At 61.3% G+C, this 13,878-nt stretch carries 16 protein-coding genes; 7 read left to right on the plus strand and 9 right to left on the minus strand.

The annotated features are described in order from the left end of the window. Positions 1-45: 45 nt before the first annotated feature. A complete protein-coding gene (locus ACT53S_RS18540; protein ID WP_113377831.1) occupies positions 46-729 on the minus strand; it encodes a response regulator transcription factor in 684 nt (227 codons plus the stop codon). A gap of 216 nt (positions 730-945) precedes the next feature. Here ACT53S_RS18540 and ACT53S_RS18545 point away from each other — a divergent pair, with 216 nt between their 5' ends. Next, positions 946-1,410, plus strand: a complete 465-nt coding sequence (locus ACT53S_RS18545; RefSeq protein ID WP_476068278.1) for a L,D-transpeptidase family protein — start codon at positions 946-948, stop codon at positions 1,408-1,410. Positions 1,411-1,554: 144 nt separating this feature from the next. Continuing rightward, positions 1,555-2,385, plus strand: coding sequence for an aldo/keto reductase (locus ACT53S_RS18550; RefSeq protein ID WP_142072894.1), 831 nt, complete (start codon positions 1,555-1,557; stop codon positions 2,383-2,385). 59 nt (positions 2,386-2,444) lie between these two features. On the opposite strand, the gene ACT53S_RS18555 is transcribed toward ACT53S_RS18550, so the two are convergent. Further along, positions 2,445-2,951 carry a nuclear transport factor 2 family protein gene (locus ACT53S_RS18555; RefSeq protein WP_476068064.1) on the minus strand — a complete coding sequence of 169 codons (507 nt, stop codon included), beginning with the start codon at positions 2,949-2,951 and terminating at the stop codon, positions 2,445-2,447. Positions 2,952-3,170: 219 nt separating this feature from the next. Here ACT53S_RS18555 and ACT53S_RS18560 point away from each other — a divergent pair, with 219 nt between their 5' ends. Then, on the plus strand, positions 3,171-3,968 hold the full coding sequence (locus ACT53S_RS18560) for a basic amino acid ABC transporter substrate-binding protein (protein WP_113377834.1): 798 nt from the start codon (positions 3,171-3,173) through the stop codon (positions 3,966-3,968). Between the two features lie 37 nt (positions 3,969-4,005). Next, positions 4,006-4,830, plus strand: a complete 825-nt coding sequence (locus tag ACT53S_RS18565; RefSeq protein ID WP_113377835.1) for an amino acid ABC transporter permease — start codon at positions 4,006-4,008, stop codon at positions 4,828-4,830. A 4-nt stretch (positions 4,831-4,834) separates the two neighbouring features. Here the strand turns inward: ACT53S_RS18565 and ppk2 are convergent, their stop codons facing one another. Continuing rightward, complete coding sequence (ppk2, locus tag ACT53S_RS18570; RefSeq protein ID WP_113377971.1) at positions 4,835-5,728, minus strand: polyphosphate kinase 2; 894 nt, start codon at positions 5,726-5,728, stop codon at positions 4,835-4,837. A gap of 332 nt (positions 5,729-6,060) precedes the next feature. Between ppk2 and leuC the strand changes: the two genes are divergently transcribed. Both leuC and ACT53S_RS18580 read left to right on the plus strand, forming a co-directional pair. Further along, entirely contained in the window at positions 6,061-7,470 is a 1,410-nt protein-coding gene (leuC, locus tag ACT53S_RS18575; RefSeq protein WP_476068065.1) for a 3-isopropylmalate dehydratase large subunit, read from the plus strand. 183 nt (positions 7,471-7,653) lie between these two features. Further along, positions 7,654-8,484, plus strand: a complete 831-nt coding sequence (locus tag ACT53S_RS18580; RefSeq protein WP_476068066.1) for an EamA family transporter — start codon at positions 7,654-7,656, stop codon at positions 8,482-8,484. An 83-nt stretch (positions 8,485-8,567) separates the two neighbouring features. On the opposite strand, the gene rplS is transcribed toward ACT53S_RS18580, so the two are convergent. Further along, complete coding sequence (gene rplS, locus ACT53S_RS18585) at positions 8,568-9,104, minus strand: 50S ribosomal protein L19 (RefSeq protein WP_476068067.1); 537 nt, start codon at positions 9,102-9,104, stop codon at positions 8,568-8,570. Between the two features lie 278 nt (positions 9,105-9,382). On the opposite strand from rplS, the gene ACT53S_RS18590 reads away from it, so the two are divergent. Continuing rightward, complete coding sequence (locus ACT53S_RS18590) at positions 9,383-10,129, plus strand: sulfite exporter TauE/SafE family protein (RefSeq protein ID WP_476068068.1); 747 nt, start codon at positions 9,383-9,385, stop codon at positions 10,127-10,129. On the opposite strand, the gene trmD is transcribed toward ACT53S_RS18590, so the two are convergent. The 5 genes from trmD to ffh all read right to left on the minus strand — a co-directional run bounded on the left by trmD (position 10,111) and on the right by ffh (position 13,854). Beyond that, complete coding sequence (trmD, locus tag ACT53S_RS18595; protein WP_476068279.1) at positions 10,111-10,803, minus strand: tRNA (guanosine(37)-N1)-methyltransferase TrmD; 693 nt, start codon at positions 10,801-10,803, stop codon at positions 10,111-10,113. The genes ACT53S_RS18590 and trmD overlap by 19 nt on opposite strands. A gap of 6 nt (positions 10,804-10,809) precedes the next feature. Continuing rightward, complete coding sequence (gene rimM, locus ACT53S_RS18600; protein WP_113377841.1) at positions 10,810-11,388, minus strand: ribosome maturation factor RimM; 579 nt, start codon at positions 11,386-11,388, stop codon at positions 10,810-10,812. Positions 11,389-11,511: 123 nt separating this feature from the next. After that, positions 11,512-11,886, minus strand: coding sequence for a 30S ribosomal protein S16 (gene rpsP, locus ACT53S_RS18605; protein ID WP_476068069.1), 375 nt, complete (start codon positions 11,884-11,886; stop codon positions 11,512-11,514). Between the two features lie 65 nt (positions 11,887-11,951). Beyond that, positions 11,952-12,272, minus strand: a complete 321-nt coding sequence (locus ACT53S_RS18610) for a chorismate mutase (RefSeq protein ID WP_153763279.1) — start codon at positions 12,270-12,272, stop codon at positions 11,952-11,954. A gap of 10 nt (positions 12,273-12,282) precedes the next feature. After that, positions 12,283-13,854 (minus strand): signal recognition particle protein, encoded by a 1,572-nt coding sequence (gene ffh, locus ACT53S_RS18615; RefSeq protein ID WP_476068070.1) that lies wholly within the window; start codon positions 13,852-13,854, stop codon positions 12,283-12,285. Between the last annotated feature and the right edge of the window lie 24 nt (positions 13,855-13,878).

Here is a 13,878-nt window from a genome sequence, read left to right on the forward strand (position 1 = left end):
GCCGGCCTCATCCCCGTTTGTCGTCATTGTGCTTTGCAATCCTTCTCAGGGAACGATCTTGTACCCACCGTTCTCTGTCACCAAAATCTCGGCATTCGACGGATCGCGCTCTATCTTCTGGCGAAGGCGGTAGACGTGCGTTTCGAGTGTATGGGTCGTCACGCCGGAGTTGTAGCCCCAGACCTCTTCCAGTAGGACGTCGCGGGTAACGACCTTCTGGCCGGCGCGATAGAGGTATCGGATGATGGCGGATTCTTTTTCCGTCAGGCGGATCTTCTTGCCATCCTCGGTCGTCAGCAACTTCTGGCTCGGCTTGAACAGATAGGGGCCAACCCCAAAGGTGGCATCCTCGCTCTGCTCGTACTGACGCAGTTGCGCGCGAATGCGTGCCAGCAGGACGGCGAACCGGAAGGGCTTGGTTACATAGTCGTTGGCGCCGGCCTCCAGACCCAGAATCGTATCGGAATCGGTGTCGTGGCCGGTCAGCATGATCACCGGCGATTTGAACCCGCCCTTGCGGAGCAGTTTGACGGCTTCACGACCATCCATGTCCGGCAGCCCGACGTCCATGATCATCAGGTCGACTTGTGCCGTTTTGGCCGTCTGCATGGCGCGCGTGGCGTTGCTTTCCTGGATCAGCGAGAACTCGTCATATAGTGAAAGCTGCTCGACCAGAATCTGCCTCAGGTCGTCGTCGTCATCCACCAGCAGAATGGTCCGCGTCGTCATTCGTCATCCTTCCAGTCTGGTCCATCGCGGGCGCTTGCTGCGCCATGGAGGGCCATGTAAGCCTAGGCCAAAGGCATTGAAGTGCTATGAATACAACATTCTTCACGAACAAGGCAAAATCTCGTGAGTGGCCGGTCCAAAGCTTCGACGAAACACCCGAAGAAACTGTCTCATCTGGTGGTGCGTGCCGCGCCGCGTGATGGAAGGCGTGCGATTGTGCAGGCGGGGAGCCTGCGGTTTCCGGCCGCACTCGGGCGCAGTGGCAGAACGAGCCGCAAGCGGGAAGGGGACGGCGCAACCCCGATCGCAACGATGCCCTTGCGCTTTGCCTATCTTCGGGGCGACCGGATGCGCTTTGCCGCGACCGGCTTGCCTCTGGTCCGCGTGAAGGAGACAATGTTATGGTGCGATGCGCCGAGCGACCCGAATTACAACAGAGCGGTCAAGTTTCCTTTTCGGGCAAGCCATGAAAGGCTGATGCGGACGGATCGCCTCTATGACCTCTGTATCGTGATGGACTGGAACATCCGGATGCGAAAGCGCTGTTGCGGCTCGGCGATCTTCTTTCATATCGCGCATCCAAATTACGCGCCGACAGAAGGGTGTGTCGCGATCAGTCCGCGCGACATGCAGCGCCTTCTGCCGCATCTGAGTTCAAGGACCCGACTGAGGGTTCTTTGATCGACCGACCTAAAATCCGTCGGTGTGGTCTTTCAATGCGGATCATCCTGCCTACCTTAACGGCAGGTATCTGCCACTTTGCTTCCCGCAGAGACCTGGGATCCAAACCCGCTGGCGACCCGTTTTCATGCTTCGGAGATTCTCATGACCGACCAATCTTTCATCACCCTCAATGACGGCAAGACGATCCCACAGGTAGGTCTGGGTGTCTGGCAGACGCCTAACGAGGATGCGGCTCCTGCTGTGAAGGCCGCGCTCGAGGCAGGCTACCGGCATATCGACACGGCCGCGGTCTACGAGAACGAAGAAGGCGTGGGCGAGGGTATCCGGGGATCGGGCATCCCCCGTCGCGAGGTCTTTCTCACGACCAAGCTCTGGAACAACGACCAGGGCTATGATCAGGCGCTGAAGGCCTTTGATGCCAGCCTGAAGCGGCTCGGCACCGATTATGTCGATCTTTACCTCATCCACTGGCCATCCGCGCATCGCGGCCTCTTCGTCGAGACATGGAAGGCTCTGGTGAAGCTCCGGGAGGAGGGGAGGGCAAAGTCGATCGGGGTGTCGAACTTTTATCCAGACCATATCGACCGGATCGTTGCCGAAACGGGCGTGGTGCCTGCCATCAACCAGATCGAACTGCATCCGGATTTTCAGCAGCGTGAGAGCCGTGCATTCCACGAAAAACATCAGATCGCCACACAGTCCTGGAGCCCGCTCGGTCAGGGCAAGCTGCTCAACCATCCGGAGATCGGCAAAATTGCAGAGCGCTTGGGCCGCACGCCGGCGCAGGTCATCATTCGCTGGCATATCGACACTGGTTTGGTCGTTATCCCGAAATCGGTAACGCCCTCGCGTATCGTCGAGAATTTCAAGGTCTTCGACTTCAAGCTCGCCGCTGAGGATCTGGACGTTATCGGCAAACTCGACAATGCCGATGCGCGCATCGGGCCTGATCCGAAGACCGCGACTTTCTGAGTTTTTGGAGACGAGTGGAAGAGGCTGCGCGCGCAGTGTCGACGCAGCCTCACTTGTCTCTACTGCTTGACTGCGGCATCCCAGTGTTCGTCTGCCTTGCCGTCAACGATCCGCCAGGTATCGTACCAGGTCGTTGTATAGGTCTTGTCTGGGTCCTGCGGATCCTTCTCTTCCCGTACCGTTGCGACCGTCACCAGGTCACCTTCCGCCGTCACGAAGACGACCGGAGTGGTGAGCTTGTCCGGAATCGGCTTTTTCTCGACCTTTAATACCTGAGTAAAGAAGTTGACCACGGTGTCGCGGCCAGAGGGCACCATGGGATTGTGCTGCAGGTAACGTTCGGTGAGGAATTGATCAGCCTTATCCCAATGGCCGGCTTCCAAGAGGTCGCGCATAATGTGATAGACCACCTGCTTGTTGGCGTTGAGCACCGGGTCGAGGCTTTCGAAAAGGGCCTCTTTGTCCGCTGCAGCGACGACCGCTTCCTGTGCCCGCGCTGCTGGAAATGCGGCAAATGACACGAGCAGGCCAAGCGAAATCAGGATGGATGCTGTTCTGCCAATCATGGAGCGCCCTTTCTGTGCTGTGGACCACACATATGTTCCAAGCGCGACCCAGCAAAGAGGGCAGATTTTTCTGTGATGGTCTGGAATACAGAACTATGTCGCAGCTCAACTCTGTTAAAATCCGTCTCGGAGGGGTGGAACGCAACCGGCCCGGCTGGTCCCTTGCCAGCAAGGAACAAGATGTGACACTCTGAACCGCCACAATTTTTGGAGACTTCCATGCTGTTTCGCCGCGCTGTGCTCGCCGGTCTGTCCACCCTTGCCCTCCTCCCCTTTACCGCCAATGCCGACACTTTGCCTGATCTGGGAGGAAAGTCGGTCGTCGTGGTGACCGAGAACGCCTATCCGCCCCTGCAATTTGTCGATCCCAAGTCGGGCCAGCAGATCGGCTGGGAATATGACGCGATGAACGAGATCGCCAAGCGGTTGAACTTCAAGGTCGAATACCAGAACACCTCCTGGGACGCGATGATCCAGGCGGTTTCGGACAATCAGTACAACATCGGCATGACCGGCATCACCATCAAGGACGACCGCAAGGAGAAGGTGGATTTCTCTGATCCTTATATGCGTTCGCAGCAGCTGATGCTGGTCCGCGGCGACGAAAGCCGGTTCACGGATGCCAAGAGTTTTGCTGCGCTGGAAAGCGGCCTTGTCGGTGCCCAGCCGGGCACGAGCCCCTTCTACACGGCTGTCTACGAAGTGCTTGATGGCAACGAGCAGAACCCGCGCATCAAGCTGTTCGAGACCTTCGGTGCAACCGTGCAGGCATTGAAGGCCGGTGACGTCGATCTGGTGCTCACCGATAGCACCGCCGGAAACGGATATGTCGCCGCCTCGAACGGCAGCCTTAAGATCGTCGGCGAACCACTCGGCACCGAAGATTTCGGCTTCATCTTCCCCAAGGGTTCCGATCTCGTTGCGCCGGTCAATGCGGCGATTGCAGCCTTGAAGGCGGATGGCACCTTGGATGCACTGAACAAGAAGTGGTTCCTCGATTACAAGATGGGCGAATGAGTCCGCTTGCTGCTCCTGTCCCGAAGGTCAGCGGCTGATGGCGTTCCAGACTTTGCCCCAGGGTGATCCGAAGGGCGACCGGCCATGGTGGCTGGTCGCCTTCGTCGTGTTGGCGGTTGCGCTCGGCGCCGTCATCTTCGTCAGCGATCTCTACGCTCAGGTCTTCAACACGATCGTGAAAGGTCTCGGTGTCACGGTCTTCGTGACGCTGGCCGGGTTTTTGCTCGCCACAGCGCTGGGCCTGCTGGTCGCTCTTCTCGGAATGTCCGATCATCTGGTCCTCCGCCAGATCGCACGCTTCTATGTCGAGGTCGTGCGCGGAATCCCGATACTCGTTCTGTTGTTTTACATCGCTTTTGTTGGTGCCCCTGCGATCGTCACCCTGTTCAATCTGGTCGCCACACCTTTGATCAATGCCGGGTTCGTCGAGCCACTGGTCGTGCGCGACGTGTCGCTGATGTGGAGGGCGATCATCGCCCTGATGATCGGCTATTCCGCCTTCATCGCCGAGATCTTCCGGGCTGGCATACAGTCGATCGACAAGGGGCAGATCGAAGCCGCTAAGGCGCTTGGGTTGAGCCGGAGCCAGCGCTTCCGGCTGGTGGTCTTCCCGCAGGCGATCCGGGTGATCTTCCCGCCCCTGTCGAACGACTTCGTCGCGATGGTAAAGGATTCTTCCCTGGTCTCGGTGCTGGGCGTCGCCGACATCACCCAGATGGGCAAGGTCTACGCCTCTGGCTCGTTCCGCTTCTTTGAGACCTATTCGATCGTCGCCTATGTCTATCTGATCCTGACGATCGGGCTTTCAATCCTGCTGCGTGATTTCGAGAAGCGGATGCGTTCGCGCAATCGAAGCGAATAATCGCTCAGTACTTTTCCGGCACGTACATTTCGGGCGGGACGGGATGGCGGATATAGTCGGCGTTGCGCACGCGCGCCGGAAGTTCGACGGCTTCCTTCGGAACATGCTCGTACGGCACCTGCGACAGGAGATGGGCGATCATGTTGAGACGCGCCTTCTTCTTGTCCACGGCTTGGACCACCCACCAGGGGGCTTCCGGAATGTGAGTGCGCTCCAGCATTTCCTCCTTGGCCCGGGTGTAGCTCTCCCAGTGCACCCGGCTTTCGAGGTCCATGGGCGAGAGCTTCCACTGTTTCAGCGGATCATTGATGCGCATCTGGAAGCGGAATTCCTGCTCCTCGTCGGTGATCGAGAACCAGTATTTGACGAGGATGATGCCGGAGCGCACCAGCATGCGCTCGAATTCGGGCACGGAGCGGAAGAACTCTTCGAGTTCGTCCGGCGTGCAGAAACCCATGACCCGCTCGACGCCGGCGCGGTTGTACCAGGAGCGGTCGAAAAGAACCATTTCGCCCGCCGTCGGCAGGTGCTGCACATAGCGCTGGAAATACCACTGGCTGCGCTCGCGCTCGGTGGGTGCCGGCAGGGCCACGACCCGGCAGACACGCGGGTTGAGCCGCTGGGTGACCCGCTTGATCGCCCCACCCTTGCCGGCCGAATCGCGGCCCTCGAACAGCACCACCATCTTCAGCTTCTTGTACTGCACCCAGTCCTGCAGGCGCACCAGCTCGTGCTGCAACCGGAAAAGCTCGCGGAAGTAGATCTTCCGGTCGATGGTCGGCTCCGCCATGCCGTCTGCAACCAGTTGGTCGAGGCGTTCCTCGTCGAGCTGTTGCTCCAGTTCCTCGTCGAAGCTATCGAGGATTTCGGTCTTGATGCGATGGATGTCTTCGTTCATGGCGCGGGTTCCGGCGGGGCGAGCGTTTACTGACGAAGATCAAGCATGCTTGCACGACTGCTTCATGACAGACCGATGTCAGAGGCCGTGCGAAGCAATTGCCGACATCTGCGAAAACTGGTATGACGCCGCCCATGGGATCGAAATTCGGATGCCTCGCGAACCAGTTTATCGTGCTGCAGGACCACAAGCGTCTGCCGGCACGCTTTTTCGCGCGCGTTCAGGGGGCCCTGGCGAGCCTTCGCGGCTGATCGCCTTTGGCCGACAATCCGGCCCTTCTGCATCCTCGAAGATCCAAATCCCTTTTTCCTCAGTCTGGATGGAATTTACCCATGAGCGCACCTCGCACCCTTTACGACAAGATCTGGGACGACCACGTCGTCGATCGCCAGGACGACGGCACCTGTCTCCTCTACATCGATCGTCACCTCGTTCACGAAGTGACGAGCCCGCAGGCCTTCGAAGGTCTGCGCATGGCCGGCCGCAAGGTCCGCGCACCGCAGAAGACGCTGGCCGTTGTTGACCACAACGTGCCGACCTCGCCGGACCGCCATCTCGGCATCAAGAACGAGGAAAGCCGCATCCAGGTCGAGGCGCTTGCCAACAACGCGGCCGAATTCGGCGTCGAATACTACTCGGCCTCGGACAAGCGCCAGGGCATCGTGCACATCGTCGGCCCGGAACAGGGCTTCACCCTGCCCGGCATGACCATCGTCTGCGGTGACAGCCACACCTCGACGCATGGCGCCTTCGGCGCGCTCGCTCACGGCATCGGCACGTCCGAGGTCGAGCACGTGCTCGCGACCCAGACGCTGATCCAGAAGAAGGCGAAGAACATGCTGGTGCGCGTCGACGGGAAACTGCCCGAAGGCGTGACGGCGAAGGACATCATCCTCGCCATCATCGGCGAGATCGGCACCGCCGGCGGCACCGGCCATGTCATCGAATTCGCCGGCGAAGCGATCGAATCGCTCTCGATGGAAGGCCGCATGACCATCTGCAACATGACGATCGAAGGCGGCGCCCGCGCTGGCCTGATCGCGCCGGACGAGAAGACCTTCGAATACATCAAGGACAAGCCGCGTGCGCCCAAGGGTGAAGCGCTCGAGCAGGCGATTGCCTACTGGAAGACGCTGAAGTCCGATGAAGGTGCACATTTCGACCGCGTCGTCGTTCTCGACGCTGCCAACCTGCCGCCGATCGTGTCCTGGGGCTCTTCCCCGGAAGACGTCGTCTCGGTTCAGGGCATCGTGCCCAATCCTGACGATATCCAGGACGAAACGAAGCGCGCTTCCAAGTGGCGTGCGCTCGACTATATGGGCCTGAAGCCGGGCACGAAGATCACCGATATCGCGATCGACCGCGTCTTCATCGGCTCCTGCACCAATGGCCGCATTGAAGACCTGCGCGCCGTCGCCAAGGTCGTCGAAGGCAAGAAGGTCGCCTCCACCGTTTCCGCCATGATCGTTCCGGGCTCCGGCCTTGTGAAGGAACAGGCGGAAGCAGAAGGTCTCGACAAGATCTTCAAGGAAGCCGGCTTCGATTGGCGCGAGCCGGGCTGCTCGATGTGCCTGGCGATGAACGACGACCGTCTGAAGCCTGGCGAGCGTTGCGCGTCTACCTCGAACCGCAACTTCGAAGGCCGTCAGGGCTTCAAGGGCCGCACGCATCTCGTGTCGCCTGCCATGGCCGCGGCAGCAGCCGTTACTGGCCACTTCGTGGATATCCGCGACTTCCACTAAGCGCGCCGAAGACTGAGTTTATCTCTGCCGCCCGCTCAGAAAGCGGGCGGTTTCTTTTGTGCCACCCCGTTGCAAAGACAGGTGAAGCCGCTATCGTCGCACTGTCACGAAACTGTCACATACCGCCCGCGGGTCTCCCATGAACATCAGAGAATTCCTCCTCATGCACCGCAAGGCGCGGTCGTGAGTGCCGTCGCCGTTGGGCTGGCGCTCGTGGCAGCGATCCTGCATGCGAGCTGGAATGCCTTCCTGCGAACGGGGGCGGACCGGCTCTGGTCGATCACCGTGATGAGCCTGACCGGCAGCATCATCACGCTTCCCCTGCTCTTCCTTGTTCCCGTTCCCGGTGCGGCCGCCTGGCCCTACATCCTGCTCTCATCCGGTCTGCAGGTCGGCTACAGCCTGTTTCTGGTCGCAGCCTATCGGCAGGGTCAACTCGGCCAGGTCTATCCGATCGTGCGCGGCACCGTGCCTTTGCTGGTGACGCTGGGCGGCTTCCTCTTCTTCGGCGAGGTCTTGGGCCCCTGGCAGACGCTGGGCGTGCTGCTGATTGCTACAGGCATCATGAGCTTGTCGCTCGGCAAGACCCGTGCGGCGACGTCGTCGATCCTCTTTGCCCTGACGACCGGTCTCATCATCGCCTGCTATTCGACGGTGGACTCGCGTGGAGTGAAGCTCGTCGAGCTTCCGGTCGCCTATGCGCTCTGGGTGCTTTTTCTCTTCGGCATCATGATCACCATCGCCTTTGCGATCACGCGCAAAGGTCTTGCCATCGACCTCAAGTCACCGCTCACCTGGAAGGCCGCGGGTGGCGGCGTGGTCGCCATGCTCGCCTATGGGCTGGTGGTCGTGGCCTATGCCTATGCGCCGGCGGGCCTGGTCACGGCAGTGCGCGAAACCAGCGTGGTCTTCGCCGTACTCATTGGTGCGTTGATGCTGGGCGAGCCGCTGACGGTCCGGCGACTTCTCGCCTGCGTGATCGTCGCGGGCGGGGCGATCAGCGTCAGCCTCTGATCTGCCAAGAAGCTACTCGTAGCCTCAACGAAAAAAGGCTCCGGAAACCGGAGCCTTTCGTCATTTGATACGCTTGCAGCTGCTTATTCGGCAGACGCTTCGGCAGCGGCAGCAGCTTCAGCAGCAGCGGCCTTTTCAGCGGCTTCGGCTGCAGCCTTTTCAGCGGCCAGAGCCTGTGCTGCTGCAACCTTTTCGGCTTCCAGACGTGCCTTTTCTTCGGCAACAGCGGCGCGCTCGGCGTCGTTGAGCTTGCGGGCGCGCGTGCCGGTGTTCTCGACGATACGAGCCGACTTGCCGCGACGATCGCGCAGGTAGTAGAGCTTAGCGCGACGGACCTTACCGCGGCGAACGATTTCGACGCTTTCGACCAGCGGCGAGTAGACCGGGAATACGCGCTCGACGCCTTCGCCGTAGGAGATCTTGCGAACGGTGAAGCTCTCGTTGATGCCGGCGCCCGAACGAGCGATGCAAACGCCTTCATAGGCCTGCACGCGGGTACGGTTGCCTTCCTTGACGGTGACGTTGACGCGGAGCGTGTCGCCCGGGGAGAATTCCGGGAGCTTGCGCTTGGCTTCGATCTTGGCGGCCTGTTCGGCTTCCAGCTGCTGAATGATGTTCATGTCTAACCTCGGTTTCTTCTGAAACAGCCAGAGCGCTCGACGATGATCCCTTGGAACGATGCCTGAGGATATTGACCCTGACGGGCCGGAGCGAATTCGCAGTTCTTTGTTGTGGCAGACGGGCGAAACGCCCATTTCCGAGGCGGCCAATACACCAAGACGGCCCGCTTGTCACCCCTGGGGCGGCGAAATTTTGCATGGCCGATCCGGCGCGAAGCCTTGCGGCACAGGAACTCTCCTCCTATCACGGTCCATCATTCCGGAGGAGATGGTTTTTGATGTCGATGGCTCTGATCGCCCTGCTCTTTGTGGCAGGCTTCCTGTCTGGCGCCGTGAACGCGATCGCCGGCGGCGGCACTTTCCTGACTTTCGGCGCCCTCACGCTTGCCGGCGTTCCGCCGATCAGCGCCAACGCGACCTCTTCGATCATCCAGTTTCCCGGCTACATCACCTCGACGCTCGCCTATGGCAAGGAGCTGAAAGCCATGGGCCGTGGCGCCTGGATCCTTGCGGCTGTCTCGGCTGTCGGTGCCCTGGGCGGCGCACTCTTCCTGATCTCGCTTTCCAACCCGGCCTTTCGCGCCATGGTGCCTTGGCTGCTCTTGGGCGCGACCGTGATCTTCGCAGCCGGGCCGAAGCTCCGGCCAAAGACCAAGGGAGAAAGCCATCCGGCCACCCCGCTCGGCCTGACGCTCCAGGGTGCAACCTCCTTTTATGGCGGCTTCTTCGGTGCCGGCATGGGCATCATGATGCTCGCGTCTCTGGGGCTCGCAAGCGGTGGCGATTATCACCGCCTCAACGCGCTCAAGAACTTCCTGTCGATCGTGATTGCTGCCGTGGCGATCGTCGTCTTTGTCGGCGCGGGCGCGCTGTCCTGGCTGCATGCTGCGATCATGATCCCGGCCGTAGCAGCCGGCGGCTATGCCGGTGTTGCCGTGGCAAAGAAGGTGCCGCAGTCCATCCTGCGCTGGATCGTGGTGGCTGCCGGTCTGGCGCTTGCCGCCTATTACTTCTTTACAGGCTGAACAGGCAGGAGATCGGGGCGCCGTTCGCGGGTGAGCGCAACAGCCTGCTCACGGCGCCATTTTTCGATCGCCGCATGATTGCCGGACGTCAGCACGTCCGGGATCTCCCTGTTCTCGAAGACCTGCGGGCGGGTGTATTGCGGGTGTTCCAGCAGACCGCCCTCGAAGCTTTCATGCACGCCGGAAAGCTGGTTGCCCATGACGCCGGGGAGAATGCGGACCACGGCATCGAGCAATGTCAGCGCAGCCGGCTCGCCACCGGACAGAATATAGTCGCCGATGGAAACCTCTTCGAGCTGCCGGGCATCGATCACCCGCTGGTCGACGCCTTCGAAACGACCGCAGACAATCACCACGCCCTCACCTTCCGCCAGTGCGCGCACCCGCTCCTGGGTCAGCGGCCGGCCACGTGGGCTCATCAAAAGGCGCGGTCGTCCATCGTCAGCTATGGAATCGATGGCCCGCGCCAGGACATCGGGACGCAGCACCATGCCGGCACCGCCGCCCGAGGGCGTATCATCAACGCTGCGATGTTTGTCCTCTGCAAAATCGCGGATCTGGACCGCTTCGATCGACCAGTCGCCGCGCTCCAGCGCGCGTCCGGCAAGCGCCAGGCCGAGATGCCCCGGAAACATGTCGGGATAGAGCGTCAGGATGGAAGCCTTGAAGGGCATGGGCATTCAGCGACCGTTGTTCGGCCGCGGCTTGCCGCCGGCATTGCCGTAAGGCTTTTCCTCGCCGTCGTCCTTCAGGCCGGCGGCGATCGGATCGACGAGAATGCGCCCGCCCTCGAGATCGATCTCCAGCACGGCGGCCTCGGAGAAGGGAATGAGCACGGGCCGCTTGCCTGGGCCCTTGAGCTCCAGCAGATCGCCGGCGCCGAAATCATAGACGGCGGTCACCGCGCCATAGTGATTGTTCTCGGCGTCATAGACCTCGAGCCCCTCGAGGTCTGCATAGTAGAATTCGTCTTCGTCCAGATCATCGTCCGGCAGCGCATCACGGTCGACGAAAAGCTCGGTACCGTTCAGCGCTTCGGCAGCATTGCGGTCGTTGATGCCGCGGAAGCGGACGATGGCGACCGTCTTGCCGTCGCGGATTTCGAGGATCTCGAACTTGCGGCCATCGGCGGCATACAGGAACCCGTAGTCGCCGAGACCCAGCGGATCCTCGGTAAAGGTCTTGACCCGCACCTCGCCCCGGAGCCCCTGGGCGGCACCGATCACGGCCATCAGTATCGGGTTTTCAAGCTTGCTCATCGGTGAGAACGGTCCTGCAGATGCATCGGTTCGACATTCCTTTTAGGCGGAACGGCGGGGAAAGAAAACGCAAAAACGGGCGGTGGGTCACCCCACCGCCCGCTGAAAACGGCTTTTTGCCGATTATTCTGCAGCGGCTTCCGCAGCGGCGGCAGCAGCGTCGGCTGCCTTCTGTGCCTTCTCGGCAGCGCGCTCCTGGGCCTTCTTGCCCGGCTTCGCCTTGTCTGGGTTGCTGCGGGCAGCGCGCTCGGCGATGCCGGCTTCTGCCATGAAGCGCAGAACGCGGTCGGTCGGCTGTGCGCCCTTGGCAACCCAGGCCTTGATGGCGTCTACGTCAAGCTCGACGCGCTTTTCGTTGTCCTTGCCGAGCATCGGGTTCCAGGAACCGACCTTGTCGAGGAAGCGGCCATCGCGCGGAGCGCGGGCGTCGGCAACGACGATCTGGTAGTACGGGCGCTTCTTGGAACCACCGCGGGCGAGACGAATCTTGAGGGACATGTGAATACTCCTTGGGTTTTGAGTCCGGGCCGCCGGAGCGAACCCTGTTCTTGTTGAGGCCGCCGTCAGGCGGTCTTTTCGGTGACACCGCCATGTTCGGCGGCAATGGCTTCATGATGCCGGATGACTTCCTTGATGATGAAGTTCAGGAACTTCTCGGCGAAATCCGGGTCCAGATTGGCATCCTGGGCCAGACGGCGCAGGCGGGTGATCTGGTATTCCTCGCGCGCCGGATCGGCGGGCGGCAATTCGTGTGTGGCCTTCAGCACGCCGACGGCCTTGGTGCAGCGGAAGCGTTCCGCCAGCATGTGGACCAGCGCCGCGTCGATGTTGTCGATCGACTGGCGATAGCCGGAAAGCTGCTCCTTGACGGACGGATCAATCATCGGCGCCCTCTCACTTCTTCTTCGGCAAACCGGGAAGGCCCGGGAAACCACCACCACCGAGGCCGGGAAGCTTGGGGGGCCCGAGACCCGGCAGGCCACCAGCGCCCAGACCGGGCAAACCGCCCGGCTTGATGCCAGCGGCTTCGGCCTGCTTGGCGAGCGCTTCGAGCTGCTTCGGGTCCATCTTCGACAGATCCGGCATGCCCATGCCGCCACCCATGCCGCCGAGGCCCATTTTCGAGGCAAGGCCGCCCATCATCTGCTTCATCATGCCGCCTTTGCCCTTGCCGCCCATGGCCTTCATCATGTCGGCCATCTGGCGATGCATCTTCAGAAGCTTGTTGATGTCGGACGCATCCGTGCCGGAGCCGGCCGCGATGCGCTTCTTGCGGGAATGCTTGAGCAGGTCGGGATTGGCGCGCTCGGCCTTGGTCATCGAGGAGATGATGGCGAGCTGGCGCTTGAAGATGCGGTCGTCGAGGCCGGCAGCGGCCATCTTGTCCTTCATGCCGGACATGCCCGGCATCATGCCCATGATCCCGCCCATGCCGCCCATGGCCTGCATCTGCTTGATCTGCTCGGCGAGGTCGTTGAGGTCGAACTTGCCCTTGGCCATCTTCTCGGCCATGGCGCGGGCTTTTTCCGCATCGATGTTCTCGGCGGCCTTTTCGACCAGCGAAACGATATCGCCCATGCCGAGGATACGGTCGGCGATACGGCGCGGGTGGAACTCGTCGAGTTCCGTCATCTTTTCGCCGACACCGATCAGCTTGATCGGCTTGCCGGTGACGGCACGCATCGAGAGCGCTGCACCGCCACGGCCGTCGCCGTCCATGCGGGTCAAAACGAGGCCGGTGATTCCGACGCGTTCGTCGAAATTGCGCGCGAGATTGACCGCGTCCTGGCCGGTCAGCGAGTCGGCGACGAGCAGGATTTCATGCGGCTTGGCGCGAGACTTGATCTCGGCCATCTCGATCATCAGAGGCTCGTCGATATGCGTGCGGCCGGCGGTGTCGAGGATCACCACGTCATGGCCGCCGAGCTTGGCCGCCTGCACAGCACGCGATGCAATATCGGTGGGCGATTGGCCGGCGATGATCGGCAGGGTATCGATGCCGGTCTGCACGCCGAGCTGGCGAAGCTGTTCCTGGGCAGCCGGTCGACGCGTGTCGAGCGAGGCCATCAGGACCTTCTTCTTCTCGCGATCGGTCAGGCGCTTGGCGATCTTGCCGGTGGTGGTCGTCTTACCCGATCCCTGCAGACCGACCATCATGATGACGACGGGGGCTGCGGCATTGAGGTCGATGGAAACCCCTTCCGTGCCAAGCATCTCCACCAGCTCGTCATGGACGATCTTGACGACCATCTGCCCGGGCTTGATCGACTTCAGAACCGCCGCACCGACGGCCTTTTCGCGGACCTTGTCGGTGAAGGCGCGGACCACTTCCAGCGCCACGTCGGCTTCCAGAAGGGCACGACGGACCTCGCGCAGAGCGGCCGAGACATCCGCCTCGGACAGTGCGCCACGGCCGGTCAGTCCATTCAGAATGGATCCAAGACGGTCCTGGAGGTTCTCAAACATCGGCTCTTCCTTGCATGGTTCGGG

Source organism: Allorhizobium sp. DMC15 (genome assembly GCF_056314065.1).

What these genes read in the sequence shown, in the direction of transcription:
- ACT53S_RS18540 (WP_113377831.1), bottom strand. Translation starts at nt 729, where the DNA reads ATGACGACGCGGACCATTCTGCTGGTGGATGACGACGACGACCTGAGG.
- ACT53S_RS18550 (WP_142072894.1), top strand. Translation starts at nt 1,555, where the DNA reads ATGACCGACCAATCTTTCATCACCCTCAATGACGGCAAGACGATCCCA.
- ACT53S_RS18555 (WP_476068064.1), bottom strand. Translation starts at nt 2,951, where the DNA reads ATGATTGGCAGAACAGCATCCATCCTGATTTCGCTTGGCCTGCTCGTG.
- ACT53S_RS18560 (WP_113377834.1), top strand. Translation starts at nt 3,171, where the DNA reads ATGCTGTTTCGCCGCGCTGTGCTCGCCGGTCTGTCCACCCTTGCCCTC.
- ACT53S_RS18565 (WP_113377835.1), top strand. Translation starts at nt 4,006, where the DNA reads ATGGCGTTCCAGACTTTGCCCCAGGGTGATCCGAAGGGCGACCGGCCA.
- ppk2 (WP_113377971.1), bottom strand. Translation starts at nt 5,728, where the DNA reads ATGAACGAAGACATCCATCGCATCAAGACCGAAATCCTCGATAGCTTC.
- leuC (WP_476068065.1), top strand. Translation starts at nt 6,061, where the DNA reads ATGAGCGCACCTCGCACCCTTTACGACAAGATCTGGGACGACCACGTC.
- rplS (WP_476068067.1), bottom strand. Translation starts at nt 9,104, where the DNA reads ATGAACATCATTCAGCAGCTGGAAGCCGAACAGGCCGCCAAGATCGAA.
- ACT53S_RS18590 (WP_476068068.1), top strand. Translation starts at nt 9,383, where the DNA reads ATGTCGATGGCTCTGATCGCCCTGCTCTTTGTGGCAGGCTTCCTGTCT.
- trmD (WP_476068279.1), bottom strand. Translation starts at nt 10,803, where the DNA reads ATGCCCTTCAAGGCTTCCATCCTGACGCTCTATCCCGACATGTTTCCG.
- rimM (WP_113377841.1), bottom strand. Translation starts at nt 11,388, where the DNA reads ATGAGCAAGCTTGAAAACCCGATACTGATGGCCGTGATCGGTGCCGCC.
- rpsP (WP_476068069.1), bottom strand. Translation starts at nt 11,886, where the DNA reads ATGTCCCTCAAGATTCGTCTCGCCCGCGGTGGTTCCAAGAAGCGCCCG.
- ACT53S_RS18610 (WP_153763279.1), bottom strand. Translation starts at nt 12,272, where the DNA reads ATGATTGATCCGTCCGTCAAGGAGCAGCTTTCCGGCTATCGCCAGTCG.
- ffh (WP_476068070.1), bottom strand. Translation starts at nt 13,854, where the DNA reads ATGTTTGAGAACCTCCAGGACCGTCTTGGATCCATTCTGAATGGACTG.